The sequence below is a fragment of the Bacillus sp. MMSF_3353 genome, assembly GCF_030733445.1.
GTDB classification, from domain to species: domain Bacteria; phylum Bacillota; class Bacilli; order Bacillales; family Bacillaceae_G; genus Bacillus_A; species Bacillus_A wiedmannii.
In genome coordinates this window covers 85,313-99,049 of the sequence record NZ_JASHJA010000015.1, presented here as the reverse complement: position 1 = coordinate 99,049, position 13,737 = coordinate 85,313, and the positions used below count along the sequence as shown (strand labels likewise).

Genomic DNA, 13,737 nt, shown 5'->3' with positions numbered 1-13,737 from the left:
GCGGAAGTAGTTCAGTGGTAGAATACAACCTTGCCAAGGTTGGGGTCGCGGGTTCGAATCCCGTCTTCCGCTCCAATAAAATTTAACATGGCGGCATAGCCAAGTGGTAAGGCAGAGGTCTGCAAAACCTTTACCACCGGTTCAAATCCGGTTGCCGCCTTTCTTTTGTGCCGATGTGGCGGAATTGGCAGACGCGCACGACTCAAAATCGTGTTCCTTCGGGAGTGTCGGTTCGACCCCGACCATCGGTATCATAAACGACGTAAAAAACTCTATACAATTAGTATAGAGTTTTTTTGTATTTTCTTTTCATTATATGACAAAATAAGTACAAAAAGTGTACGGTGAGTAGACTGCGAAACATTAAAAGGATAAAAACAAACATTCATTTTTATCCTTTTAATTGTGATATTCTATAAAATTCCAGCAAAATATTGTATATACAATATTCCCTTCGAGCACTCTAGAGAGAATTTCTCCAACCCGGTGACATGAAGTTAAATCCGACAGCACCAGTAGATATTAGTACATTATCAACGGTTAAGTTTGTAATTTCTAAAAACCTCTTTTCAAACTCTTCTTTGTTGTACTTGTACATAGTTGAGTGGCACGCCCACATGTGCGTTGAAGTACTCAACCAATCTCCTAATTCCTTTAATTCAGGAAATGACTCAAATTGAATTGGTTCATCTAATTTCATGAATCTCACTTGATAGATAGTTGGGTTTAACTTCTCTCCTATTCCTTTCAGACCATGTGCTTTTTTCTCATGTGAATGTGTCATACTTCTCCCTCCATCTCTCTTCAAATTTTTTCCTTTTTTTATTATACAACAATAGAAAGTAGTTATGGGAATATTATGGAAATATGTATCGGCTATATAAAAAGACTCTAACATTTCTGTTAGAGTCTTTTTTGTTAAATTATACTATGTGCTTCTAAAATTCGTAATAAATGTAGAAATTCATGTATAATATAACTTGTCGAAAGAACAAAATGATAGTAATTTATATTATGTCTGTAATATGAATCAAAAATGAACTTTTTATATTTCTTTTAAAAATGTGTTGAATACACATTATATTTCATATTAATATTTTTATGTAGATTTAAAACGGGAAAGAGAGTGGAAAGTATGGGTCGTAAATGGAATAATATTAAAGAAAAAAAAGCATCAAAAGATGCAAATACAAGCCGTATATACGCGAAATTTGGACGTGAGATTTATGTGGCAGCAAAACAAGGCGAGCCAGATCCAGAATCAAACCAAGCGCTTAGAGTTGTATTAGAACGTGCGAAAACATACAACGTACCAAGAACAATTATTGATCGTGCAGTTGAAAAGGCAAAAGGCGGTTCAGAAGAAAATTATGACGAGCTTCGTTATGAAGGATTCGGACCGAATGGATCTATGGTAATTGTAGATACACTTACAAATAACGTAAACCGTACTGCAGCAGATGTACGAGCTGCATTTAGCAAAAACAGTGGTAACATGGGTGTAAACGGTTCTGTAGCTTACATGTTTGATGCGACAGCTGTTATCGGTCTTGAAGGTAAAACATCAGATGAAGTTCTTGAAATTTTAATGGAAGCAGATGTTGATGCACGTGACATTCTAGAAGAAGAAGATTCTGTTATCGTGTATGCTGAACCTGATCAATTCCATTCCGTACAATCTGCACTTAAAGATGCTGGTGTTGAAGAATTCACAGTTGCAGAATTAACAATGCTTGCACAAAGTGATGTAGAACTTCCTGAAGAGGCTCAAGTACAATTTGAAAAAATGGTTGATGCATTAGAAGATCTAGAAGATGTGCAACAAGTTTACCACAACGTAGACTTAGGAGAATAATACGATAGAAGCCCCTGTTCATTTAACGGATAGGGGCTTTTTTTCATGAAGTTAATTAAGAGGATGAATTAGTAAAGGTATTTTGTTTTAGACAGGGAATATGCTTATAGGGATATATGAAATAATCATTATTTCTAGGAGGTTTAATATGGAACATAAAACACCAAAGCATATCGTTGCTGTAGCAGGTTATTTAACAAATGAAAAAGACGAAGTGTTATTAGCTAAAGTACATTGGCGATCGGATACGTGGGAGTTGCCAGGAGGACAGGTGGAAGAAGGAGAAGCGCTCGATCAAGCTGTTTGTAGGGAAATAAAAGAGGAAACAGGATTAACGGTGAAGCCTATCGGTATTACAGGAGTTTATTATAATGCTTCCATGCACATTCTAGGTGTTGTTTTTAAAGTGGCATACGTGAGCGGTGAAATACAAATTCAGCCTGAAGAAATACAAGAGGCTAAATTTGTTGTTTTAAATGAAGAGAATATAGATGAGTATATAACGCGTCCTCATATGAAATCCAGAACGCTTGATGCGATGAGAGCAACACATTGTATTCCGTACGAAACGTGGGAAGTGCAGCCATATAATTTAATAGGTAGATTGTGAAGAAAAGAGTAGCCGGTTTGAGATACAATCAAATCACTACTCTTTTTTGTATACTGTTTAAGAAAAAGGTCAAAATAATAATAGTGCTAGTATTGATTTCAGGAACGTTTGTTCTGTATAATGTATGATATATTGTATACATTTAGATTACTAGATACTTACAAATATATATTTTTGTAGATGATATAATGAAAATAGGATGTTTTAATAGGGAAGTATAGGCTTAAGGTATACTCTGTTATTGGTTTAGCATAATCTATATTCAATATTTCAGATGAATAGTAGATAAAAAAGGACTGTGATACAATACTTTTTTATACCTTACAATGATGTAAGGTACGTGTAAGAGAAATCGATGGGATATTTTTTTACAACAAGGTATTCTTAAAGTAAGAGTTATACGCTGTGTGGAAAAGAGGTGTTTAAGATGAAAGAACGAGTATTATCTAGGGTGAACTATCATCAAAAAGTTGCATTAAATCCAATGACTAAATTCTTTTATAAAGCCATTATTTTATTATTATTGTTAAGTTGTACGTTATTATTCATTGGAAATATAATGATCGAGCAAAGTGATATTAGTAAATTACATGTACCTGCTAAGTTAGAGGTGCCAGAATCATTAACACATGCATTTATTGCGACAGAAGATAAAAGGTTTTATCATCATAACGGTTTAGATTATATAGCGATTGTCAGAGCGTCTGTTGAGAATATAAAAGCTGGTGGTGTTGTGCAAGGCGGAAGCACAATTACACAACAGTTATCCAAAAATGCCTTTTTAACGAATGAACGTACATTTTCTCGTAAGTGGAAAGAAATTTTTTATACGAAAAAAATTGAACGGACATTTACGAAGGATGAAATTTTAAAATTGTATGTAAGTAATATTTATTACGGAGAAGGAGCATGGGGAATTGAAAAAGCAGCAAACCTTTACTTCGGTAAAAAGGTGAGCCAATTAACGTTGGCTGAAAGTGCAATGATGGCTGCTGTAGTAAAGGCACCCGCTTATTACTCACCTGCACAAAATTATGATAAGGCCGTAGAGAGACGAAATGTCGTTTTGAGATTAATGGAGAAAGAAGGCTATATCAATCATAATGAGTATGTGCAAGCAGTTAGTGAGAAGTTAGTAATTCGTCATGATATAAAAACAGAGCAGTCGATGTTAAAGAGTGCTCGTGAAAAAGCAGTAAGCTAAAGGAAGTTCCTACATAGGAGCTTCCTTTTTTTGAATAAATTGTGACAAATTGTGACACAATATCGTCACAATTATTGTGTTTTTGTAATTTATGTGAGCGTGTTCATTGCGTGACGTATATAAGTGTTGATATTATGTGTATTGTGTACAATGCTGTATACAGAATATGAATTTAAAGAGGAATGTATATGAAATCAAATAAACTCATGGCTCTTGGTGTAGTTTTTTCTATCGCAGTATTGATTGTAATCGGAACAATTGCGTATAGCATCATAAATGACAAAAAAGATAAAGGGAATGAGATGTTTGCTTATTCCACACAACAATCTTTAGGGAAAGATGATGCCCCAGTTAAGGTAGTTGAATTTGGAGACTTCAAATGTCCTGCTTGTCGTACTTGGGATGTAACAGTATTACCACGATTAAAAGAAGAGTATATCGATAAAGGTAAAGTGCAGTTATACTTTATTAACTTCCCATTTATCGGAAAAGACTCTGATTTAGGTGCAGCAGCTGGTGAAGCAATTTATAAACAAGATCAAGATTCATTCTGGATTTTCTACGATGAGATTTATCAAAGTCAAAAGAAAGACACGGAAGAATGGATTACAGAAGAATTACTTCTTAACATTGTGAAAGAGAAGCTTCCGAAAGTTGATGTAGAACAATTTAAGAAAGATTTACACAGTAAAGAAATAAAAGAAAAAGTACGTAAAGATTCAGATCGTGCTCAAAAATTAAAAGTTCAAGGTGCTCCTTCAGTATATATAAATGGAAATCTTGCAAACCCTGATTTCGATAGTATGAAGAAGGCGATTGATAAAGAATTGAAAAAGTGATGAGATACTCATCACTTTTTCGACTTTTTTCGATAAAATTCTTGCTTCCGTTTTTTTTACATGCTATACTACTTTACATAAGTTATTCTAATATCTTATATTTATTTCATATTTGCGGGTGTAGTTTAGTGGTAAAACAAGAGCCTTCCAAGCTCTGGTCGAGAGTTCGATTCTCTTCACCCGCTCCAAATTTTATTAAATGTTTTTCTATAAATTGTGATCAACGCAGTGTTTCGTTTCTAAGATAAACGAGGCATTGCGTTTTTTAATGTTTGAAAAACATAATTGTATGCGAAAATAGAAGTAAAGAATAGTATTCCAAAAGTGAATTGCTAACCAATATAGTCGTTACATAAGGGATGGATTCATCTGAGGAGGCGATTAGGAATGGATTTTGAACAATTAAAGCAAGATATCATTGCGTATAGTAAAACAATTGGTATAGATAAAATAGGCTTTGCTAGTGCCTCACCATTTGAGGAATTAAAGCAGAGGTTAATCCAGCAACAACAATTAAATTATCAATCGGGATTTGAAGAGTCTGATATAGAAAAGAGAACGAACCCACAGCTTCTACTACCTGGTGCAAAATCAATTATTGCGATTGCATTAGCGTATCCTTCAAAATTAAAAAATGCACCATTAAGTAAGCGCGGAGAACGCCGCGGTATTTTTTGTCGTGCCTCTTGGGGACAAGATTATCATCTTGTTTTACGAGATCGTTTGCAAAAATTAGAAGCATATTTAATCGAAAAACTTCCCGATATAGAAGTTAAGTCAATGGTTGATACGGGTGAATTAAGTGATCGAGCTGTTTCGGAGCGTGCCGGTATTGGATGGAGTGGTAAGAATTGCGCTATTATTACACCTGAATTTGGTTCGTATGTATATTTAGGAGAAATAATTACAAACGTTCCCTTCCCACCAGATCAGCCGATAGAAGATCAATGTGGAAGTTGTACAAAATGTATTGATGTTTGTCCTACAGGCGCTTTAATACAAGGAGGACAGTTAGATTCGAAGAAATGTATTGCATTTTTAACACAAACGAAAGGATTCCTACCGGAAGAATACCGCGACAAAATAGGAAATCGTATTTATGGATGTGATACATGTCAGACTGTTTGTCCGAAAAATAAAGGAATGGATTTTCATAATCATCCTGAGATGGAACCAGATCCTGAGTTAGTTAAGCCGTTATTAACACCACTTTTAACAATTAGCAATCGTGATTTTAAAGAGAAATATGGAATTATGTCTGGTTCATGGAGAGGTAAAAAGCCGTTGCAACGAAATGCAATTTTGGCACTTGCGCATTTTAAAGAGGCATCAGCAATTCCAGATTTAATTGGTGTTATGAAAGACGATCCAAGACCAGTACTTCGCGGAACAGCAGCATGGGCACTTGGGAAAATTGGTGGAGATGGCGTGGGCGAAGCTATTGAAAAAGCGATGCAACGTGAGAAAGATGAAGAGGTTCTTCATGAAATGAATCGCGGACTTGAATTGTTAGCGCAGAAAAAAGAGTAGATAATATCTCCCTTCTTCATATTGTAATATGGGAGGGAGACGAAATGGTTGTAAAAATAAATATTGAAAAGCAAGTACAACAATTTTTAGCATATGTAACAGAGAAACGAACAAATGTAGATGGTATTGCTGAAGATTTATTACAAATAGCACAGAGAAAGAAACAATTGTTTCAAAAGCGTAATGCAGAGATAGTGAAAGCAACTGCGGATGTTTCTTTCATGAGACAATTAAATAATAGCAATCATCAAGAAATTGATTATCAAATACATTTTAAATATTTAATTAAGCATAAAGAATTATTTTATATCGAAGAGGAACAACTAAAACGAAGAGTTTGTTTAAATAATAGTCGGGTAATAGGTGATTATGCTATTGAAGTGCCAGAAGCAGTTGGAATGAGTGAGACGTTAGAAAGGGAAGTTACAAAAGAGAAGTATGGTTCTTATCAGTACAACCGTTTAGAGGCAGTTAAATATGCAGAGCGTTGGTGGGATGATCGAAACCCTGTATATCGTAATTTCCCTGATAATTGTACGAATTTTATTTCTCAATGTCTTCATACTGGAGAAGTACCAATGAATGGATATCCTAATATTCGCAAAGGATGGTGGCAAAGGGAGAATCAGTGGAGTTGGAGCTGGGCTGTCGCACACTCTTTTTATTGGTATTTGTCAGGTGCTACAACAGGGCTTCGAGCTGAAGCGGTAGAAAGGCCAGAGGACCTTATTCTTGGTGATGTCATCGCTTATGATTTCGAGGATGATGGTAGGTGGAATCATACGACGATTGTAGTAGCAAAAGACGCAGATGGTATGCCACTTGTAAATGCACATTCAGCGAATAGCCGTCGGCGTTATTGGAACTATGAAGATTCTAGTAAATATACACCACAAATGAAATATAAATTCTTTCATATTATTAATGGGTAGAGATTTTTCGCTCAAGTGGTATAATACGTAGTAGACAAAAAACAGAGGTGAATATCGCGTGGGAGTACATGTTGTTTTATATCAACCAGAAATTCCAGCAAATACAGGGAATATTGCTCGTACTTGTGCAGCAACTGGAACAGAATTACATTTGATTAGACCGCTTGGATTTTCAACGGATGATAAAATGTTAAAGCGTGCAGGATTAGATTATTGGCAGCACGTGAAAGTTACGTATTATGATTCAATTGAAGAATTTTATGAGAAAAATAAAGACGGTGAATTCTTCTATTTAACAAAGTATGGCGAGAAAGCTCATACAGCATTTGATTATAGCAAACGTGAGAAGGATTACTATTTTGTATTTGGAAGAGAAACAAACGGCTTACCAGCTAATGTAATCGAAGAAAATTTCGATCATTGTTTACGTATTCCAATGACTGATAAAGTGCGCTCATTAAATTTATCTAATACAGCAGCTATTTTAATTTATGAAGCATTCCGTCAACAAAATTATCCGGGATTAGATTTAGAAATTGTTTATTAAAAGTCGCCATATGGCGACTTTTTTTCTAAAAATAAAAATAATATGTAATCATACATTTAAAAAAGGGTACATATTCATATAGAATGGGATATATGAATAAAAATAGATTAGACGGGTTGAGATAAATATGAAGGAACAATATAATAATCAAAATACCTTTTTAAGTATGATAGATATGGATTTAATAAGAAGAGGACTATTACATGCTATTCAAGATTTAGTATTTATTGTGAAAGTTATGGATGAGGAAACCTTTAAATATATTTATGTAAATAAGATAGGTATGGATTATGCGAAGCTAGGCGAAGAATGTTATGGAAAAACGTTTGCTGAAGTATTATCAGAAGATACGGCGGAAATATTGCGAGTGCAATATGCAAAAGTAGCGAGCGAAGCGAAAGCACATACCTTTTGTGATGTAGTTAGTTTACCAAAGGGTGAGTTACATTATGAATCTTCACTTAATCCTGTATTCGACGAAGAAGGAGTATGTCAGTTTATTATTTGTATTACGAGGGATATCACAGCTCAGATTGAGGAAAAGGCAGAGATAGAGGAAAAACAAATGTTGTTTAAGTCGTTATTAGAATATAATAATGACTCCATTATATCTATGGATTCTATAGGTAGAATTACATATGCAAATCCAGCAACGTATGAAATATTTGGATATCGATATGAAGAATTACATAATAAATTTATTTTTGAATTTATTAATAAGGAATATGAAAAAGATTTTCAAATTATATTTAAAGGAGCCCTGCAAGGAAGGGCAAAACAAATTGTTTCAAGGAAATATGTTCATAAAGAAGGGTACGAGCTCTATATTTCTTTGAGAACTATTCCGATTATTGTGAACGCCGAAATTGTTGGGGTATATATTGTTACGAGGGATGTTACAAGGCAAGTATTGAATGAAATGCGAACAGAATATTTAGCTTATTATGACCAATTAACAGGATTAATGAATAGAATTTCATGTGCAAATAAGTTAAATGTTTTTTTAAATGATAATACAGAGTTTGCACTTGTTTTTATAGATTTAGATGAATTTCACCTTATTAATGATACTTTTGGTCATAAAGAAGGAGATAAAGTATTACAAAAAGTTACAGAATGTTTAAGCAGTCTTCAAATAGACGGTATGCACTTATTTAGAGAACACGATGATCAATTTGTTATGTTAATAGAAAATATAACGAAAGAACGTGTAGAGATAGTTGCAAAAAGCATACTAAAAAAGATTAGTGAACATTTTGTAATCGAAGAAGAGGACGTCTATTTAAGTGCGTCAATCGGAATTGTAATGGCTCCAACAGATGGAGAGGATGAAAAAATATTATTCCAAAGAGTTGATGCTGCTTTGGAAAAAGCAAAAGAAAAAGGAAAAGGGCATTATCAGTTTTATTGCAGTGGATTAGATTGTGAGCGTGAACAAAGATTTATAATAGAAAACCAATTGCATCGTGCTATAGAAAAAAATGAATTCTGCTTGTATTATCAGCCACAAATGAATATTGAAACGAAAAAAATAGCGAGTATGGAAGCTTTAATAAGGTGGGAGAATAAAGAATTGGGATTTGTCTCTCCCAATCAATTTATTCCGCTAGCAGAAAGAACAGGATTTATTATTAAGCTTGATGAATGGGTAGTAAATGAAGTGTGTCGGCAAATACGTGAATGGTTAAATAAAGGATATGAAGTTGTCCCGATTGCAGTTAATATTTCAGCCAGGCACTTTCGCTCGATTACATTAATAGAGATGATTACACGGGCGTTACATAAGTACAATGTACCAGCTCATCTATTAGCGATAGAGGTTACAGAAGGAGCCCTTATGCATAAAGACATATCGAAAAGGGTATTGCTACAATTAAAAGAACAAAATTTAAAGATTCATTTAGATGATTTTGGGACGGGATATTCATCTTTAAGTTATTTAAAAACGTATCCAATTGATACGTTGAAAATCGATCGTTCTTTTATGGAAGGTATACATGTGGATGAACGTGATACGAATATTACAGCTGCAATTATTCATTTAGCTCATACTTTGGAATTGAATGTAATTGCAGAAGGTGTAGAAAAGGCGGAACAAATACAATTTTTGAAGGAAAAGAATGTGAAGTTTGTGCAAGGTTATTATTATAGCCGACCTTTATCAAAATATGATGTGGAAAATGTGTATTATAAATGATTGATAAAAAAAGTGATGTGCTAAGAAGCACATCACTTTTTTTGTGTACCGGGTTTATCATTGTAACCAGATGTGAAAATAGCTGTAAGAAATGTGAGTGATACACCTAAAATTAATAATAATTTCATACTAATATCCCTCCTATTTTTCAGTTTACGAATCTTAAATATGAATCAAAATGTATGTAAGGTTCTTGGAAGAAAAGAATTTATTTAAAATGAATAGAGGTGTAAAAACTTTAATACCTATATTATACAGAATTTTCTTTGAATTTTGGAGAGAATTTTATAGCACTACTGTATATTTCATTTTGATTTAAAGAATGTTTAAGGACATCCTAGCATACCTTTTATAATAATCCGATTGAACAAGGAGATGGGGGAGGAGCTATAATGGATATTCTAAAAAAGATTGAACAGTATCGAGCAGCAGAAGAACGGTTACAATGGGAAGGTACGTTTGCGGAGTATTTAGAGCTTGTGAAGGAAAGACCATGGGTGGCTCAAACAGCACACTCTCGCATTTACAATATGATAAAAGATGCTGGAATCGAAGAAGTAGATGGTAGAAGAAAGTATAACTTCTTTAGTAATCAGCTATTTGGATTAGAGGATGCTTTAGAACGTCTTGTGGAGGAATATTTTCATCCATCTGCAAAACGATTAGATGTTAGAAAACGTATTTTATTATTAATGGGTCCTGTTAGTGGCGGGAAATCAACATTAGTTACGATGCTGAAACGAGGATTAGAAACATATTCACGAACAGATCGAGGCGCAATTTTTGCAATTAAAGGCTGCCCAATGCATGAAGATCCACTGCATTTAATTCCGCATCATTTACGGGATGATTTCTTTGGTGAGTATGGAGTTAGAATTGAAGGGAATTTATCGCCATTAAACGTAATGCGTCTAGAGCAAGAATATGGTTCAAGAATTGAGGATGTAGTTGTAGAGCGTATTTTCTTCTCGGAAGATCGCCGTACAGGGATTGGTACATTTAGCCCGTCTGATCCTAAATCACAAGATATCGCCGATTTAACAGGTAGTCTGGACTTTTCAACAATCGCAGAATATGGTTCAGAATCAGATCCACGAGCGTATCGCTTCGATGGAGAATTGAATAAGGCAAACCGTGGGATGATGGAATTCCAAGAGATGTTAAAATGCGACGAGAAGTTTTTATGGCATTTATTATCGCTTACGCAAGAAGGGAATTTCAAAGCGGGAAGATTTGCGCTTATTTCAGCAGATGAATTAATTGTAGCGCATACGAATGAAACGGAGTATCGTTCCTTCATAGCAAACAAGAAAAATGAAGCATTGCACTCAAGAATTATTGTAATGCCAGTTCCATACAATTTACGAGTGAGTGAAGAAGAACATATTTATGAAAAAATGATTCGTGAAAGTGATGTATCCAATGTGCATATTGCACCGCACACACTTCGCGTTGCAGCAATGTTTACGATTTTAACTCGTTTAAAAGATCCGAAGCGTCCAGATATTGATTTAATTAAAAAGATGCGTTTATATGATGGAGAAACGGTAGAAGGCTATAATGCGATTGATGTAGAAGAGCTGCAACGTGAATATCAAGATGAAGGTATGAGAGGTATTGACCCTCGTTATGTTATTAACCGAATTTCTTCTACAATTATTCGAAAAGAGGTACCATCTATTAACGCATTAGATGTACTTAGATCGCTCAAAGACGGATTGGATCAGCATCCGTCAATTAGTAATGAAGATCGAGAGCGTTATATGAATTTCATCTCATTAGCGAGAAAAGAATATGATGAAATTGCGAAGAAAGAAGTACAAAAAGCATTCGTGTATTCATATGAAGAATCAGCGAAGACACTTATGGATAATTACTTAGATAACGTTGAAGCATATTGCAATAAATCGAAATTACGTGATCCATTAACAGGTGAAGAAATGAGTCCAGATGAAAAGCTAATGCGCTCAATTGAGGAGCAAATTGGAATTTCAGAAAATGCTAAGAAAGCATTCCGTGAAGAAATTTTAATTCGCATTTCTGCTTATGCGCGTAAAGGAAAACGCTTTGATTATAATTCACATGAGCGTCTTCGCGAAGCGATTCAGAAAAAACTATTTGCTGATTTAAAAGATATAGTGAAAATTACAACATCAACGAAAACGCCAGACGAAAATCAGCTTAAGAAAATCAATGATGTTGTTGCACGCTTAATTGATGAGCACGGCTATAATTCTTCATCTGCGAATGAATTATTACGCTATGTAGGTAGTCTGCTAAACCGATAGTTTGATAACAAAACGCTGTCTCTTGTATTTTGCGGGACAGCGTTTTATTATCCATTTATATGTGTAAAGTGTCATACCTTGTCCAAATGTAATAAATTAAGATACAATTTCATGAATTTATTGTCAATTATTTTTACAATATGCATATGATAGAGTAACCAACCATTCATACGAAAAAAGCCAACACAATACAATATGTTGCAAAGTGTAAATGTGTGCAACTATGCATTGTGTTTCTTTCTTATCAACGGCTGAATATTTCTTTCTAGTATGTGAGTGGCAAAATTTTGTTTAGGATGCTCGGAGTATTATATGAAAAACGTTATATATGTTTATGGGATGAATTTCGATGGGCAGTTATCTTTCATTCTAGCTTGCACAGTATAAAACAAAATTTCTAGCTTACTGTTCATAAGGGAAGACAATTACAGTAAGGAGGGAAAGAAATGGGTGAAGAAAACCAACCAAATTATACGATTTCACAGGAAAACTGGTCCCTCCATCGCAAAGGATATGACGACCAACAACGCCATCAAGAAAAAGTACAAGAGGCAATTAAGAATAATTTACCCGATCTTGTAACAGAAGAAAGCATAGTTATGTCTAATGGTAAGGATGTTGTAAAAATACCGATTCGTTCTTTAGATGAATATAAGATTAGGTACAATTATGATAAAAACAAACACGTTGGGCAAGGAAATGGTGACAGCAAAGTTGGTGATGTCGTTGCGAGAGATGGATCAGGTGGTCAAAAGCAAAAAGGACCAGGAAAAGGGCAAGGAGCAGGGGACGCGGCTGGAGAAGATTATTATGAAGCTGAAGTCTCTATTTTAGAATTAGAGCAAGCATTTTTCAAAGAGTTAGAGCTGCCTAATTTAAAGAGAAAAGAAATAGATGAAAACCGGATTGAACATGTTGAATTTAATGACATTAGAAAGACTGGATTATGGGGAAATATCGATAAGAAACGAACGATGATATCCGCATATAAACGAAATGCGATGCGTGGTAAAGCCTCTTTTCATCCGATTCACCAAGAAGATTTAAAGTTCCGTACTTGGAATGAAGTATTAAAGCCAGATTCAAAAGCTGTTGTATTAGCGATGATGGATACGAGTGGATCGATGGGAATATGGGAGAAATATATGGCACGTAGCTTCTTTTTCTGGATGACGCGATTTCTACGAACGAAGTATGAAACAGTAGATATTGAGTTTATTGCCCATCATACGGAGGCAAAAGTAGTTCCAGAGGAAGAGTTTTTCTCAAAAGGAGAAAGTGGCGGAACGATATGTTCTTCTGTATATAAAAAAGCACTCGAGCTAATTGATAATAAATACTCACCAGACCGCTATAATATTTATCCATTCCATTTTTCAGACGGTGATAATTTAACATCAGATAATGCTAGATGTGTAAAGCTTGTCGAGGAGTTAATGAAGAAGTGTAATATGTTTGGATATGGGGAAGTGAACCAGTACAACCGCCATAGTACCCTCATGTCAGCCTATAAAAATATTAAAGATGAGAATTTTAGATATTATATTTTAAAGCAAAAAGCAGACGTATTCCATGCGATGAAGAGCTTTTTTAAAGAAGAAACCGGAGAAAAAATGGCATAACCCCCTTAAAAAGGGGTTATTTTTTTGTTAACTTTTTATTTTTTTAGTTGACAATGATAATGAAAATCATTATCATTTATTCGAGATATGATTACATTTAGATTTATATATTT

11 protein-coding genes and 4 tRNA genes are annotated in these 13,737 nt (G+C 34.5%); 14 read left to right on the top strand and 1 reads right to left on the bottom strand.

Features of this window, described 5'->3' with window-relative positions; translation table 11 throughout:
* From RBB48_RS22750 to RBB48_RS22740, 3 genes are all read left to right on the top strand, one after another.
* Nucleotides 1-75, top strand: a tRNA-Gly gene (locus tag RBB48_RS22750).
* A 14-nt stretch (nucleotides 76-89) separates the two neighbouring features.
* A tRNA-Cys gene (locus RBB48_RS22745) sits at nucleotides 90-160 on the top strand.
* A 9-nt stretch (nucleotides 161-169) separates the two neighbouring features.
* Nucleotides 170-251, top strand: a tRNA-Leu gene (locus tag RBB48_RS22740).
* Nucleotides 252-463: 212 nt separating this feature from the next.
* On the opposite strand, the gene RBB48_RS22735 is transcribed toward RBB48_RS22740, so the two are convergent.
* A complete protein-coding gene (locus RBB48_RS22735; RefSeq protein ID WP_046956772.1) occupies nucleotides 464-784 on the bottom strand; it encodes a DUF3884 family protein in 321 nt (106 codons plus the stop codon).
* A gap of 351 nt (nucleotides 785-1,135) precedes the next feature.
* Between RBB48_RS22735 and RBB48_RS22730 the strand changes: the two genes are divergently transcribed.
* From RBB48_RS22730 to yhbH, 11 genes are all read left to right on the top strand, one after another.
* Entirely contained in the window at nucleotides 1,136-1,855 is a 720-nt protein-coding gene (locus RBB48_RS22730; protein ID WP_088610249.1) for a YebC/PmpR family DNA-binding transcriptional regulator, read from the top strand.
* A gap of 148 nt (nucleotides 1,856-2,003) precedes the next feature.
* Nucleotides 2,004-2,465 carry an NUDIX hydrolase gene (locus tag RBB48_RS22725; protein WP_088610250.1) on the top strand — a complete coding sequence of 154 codons (462 nt, stop codon included), beginning with the start codon at nucleotides 2,004-2,006 and terminating at the stop codon, nucleotides 2,463-2,465.
* A gap of 427 nt (nucleotides 2,466-2,892) precedes the next feature.
* On the top strand, nucleotides 2,893-3,669 hold the full coding sequence (locus RBB48_RS22720; protein WP_088610251.1) for a transglycosylase domain-containing protein: 777 nt from the start codon (nucleotides 2,893-2,895) through the stop codon (nucleotides 3,667-3,669).
* 188 nt (nucleotides 3,670-3,857) lie between these two features.
* Nucleotides 3,858-4,508 carry a DsbA family protein gene (locus tag RBB48_RS22715; RefSeq protein WP_000841323.1) on the top strand — a complete coding sequence of 217 codons (651 nt, stop codon included), beginning with the start codon at nucleotides 3,858-3,860 and terminating at the stop codon, nucleotides 4,506-4,508.
* Between the two features lie 114 nt (nucleotides 4,509-4,622).
* Nucleotides 4,623-4,696, top strand: a tRNA-Gly gene (locus tag RBB48_RS22710).
* A 199-nt stretch (nucleotides 4,697-4,895) separates the two neighbouring features.
* On the top strand, nucleotides 4,896-6,038 hold the full coding sequence (gene queG, locus RBB48_RS22705; RefSeq protein WP_098230343.1) for a tRNA epoxyqueuosine(34) reductase QueG: 1,143 nt from the start codon (nucleotides 4,896-4,898) through the stop codon (nucleotides 6,036-6,038).
* Between the two features lie 44 nt (nucleotides 6,039-6,082).
* Nucleotides 6,083-6,970: an amidase domain-containing protein gene (locus RBB48_RS22700; RefSeq protein WP_000260555.1), complete on the top strand. Its 888-nt coding sequence runs from the start codon at nucleotides 6,083-6,085 to the stop codon at nucleotides 6,968-6,970.
* A 58-nt stretch (nucleotides 6,971-7,028) separates the two neighbouring features.
* Nucleotides 7,029-7,517 (top strand): tRNA (uridine(34)/cytosine(34)/5-carboxymethylaminomethyluridine(34)-2'-O)-methyltransferase TrmL, encoded by a 489-nt coding sequence (trmL, locus tag RBB48_RS22695; RefSeq protein ID WP_000538149.1) that lies wholly within the window; start codon nucleotides 7,029-7,031, stop codon nucleotides 7,515-7,517.
* Nucleotides 7,518-7,644: 127 nt separating this feature from the next.
* A complete protein-coding gene (locus RBB48_RS22690; RefSeq protein WP_088610253.1) occupies nucleotides 7,645-9,714 on the top strand; it encodes a sensor domain-containing protein in 2,070 nt (689 codons plus the stop codon).
* 392 nt (nucleotides 9,715-10,106) lie between these two features.
* Nucleotides 10,107-12,002 carry a PrkA family serine protein kinase gene (locus tag RBB48_RS22685; RefSeq protein WP_306008136.1) on the top strand — a complete coding sequence of 632 codons (1,896 nt, stop codon included), beginning with the start codon at nucleotides 10,107-10,109 and terminating at the stop codon, nucleotides 12,000-12,002.
* A 446-nt stretch (nucleotides 12,003-12,448) separates the two neighbouring features.
* The gene (gene yhbH / locus RBB48_RS22680) at nucleotides 12,449-13,624 is read left to right on the top strand and encodes a sporulation protein YhbH (RefSeq protein WP_046957378.1); all 1,176 of its coding nucleotides are present in this window, start codon (nucleotides 12,449-12,451) and stop codon (nucleotides 13,622-13,624) included.
* The last annotated feature ends 113 nt before the right edge of the window (nucleotides 13,625-13,737 follow it).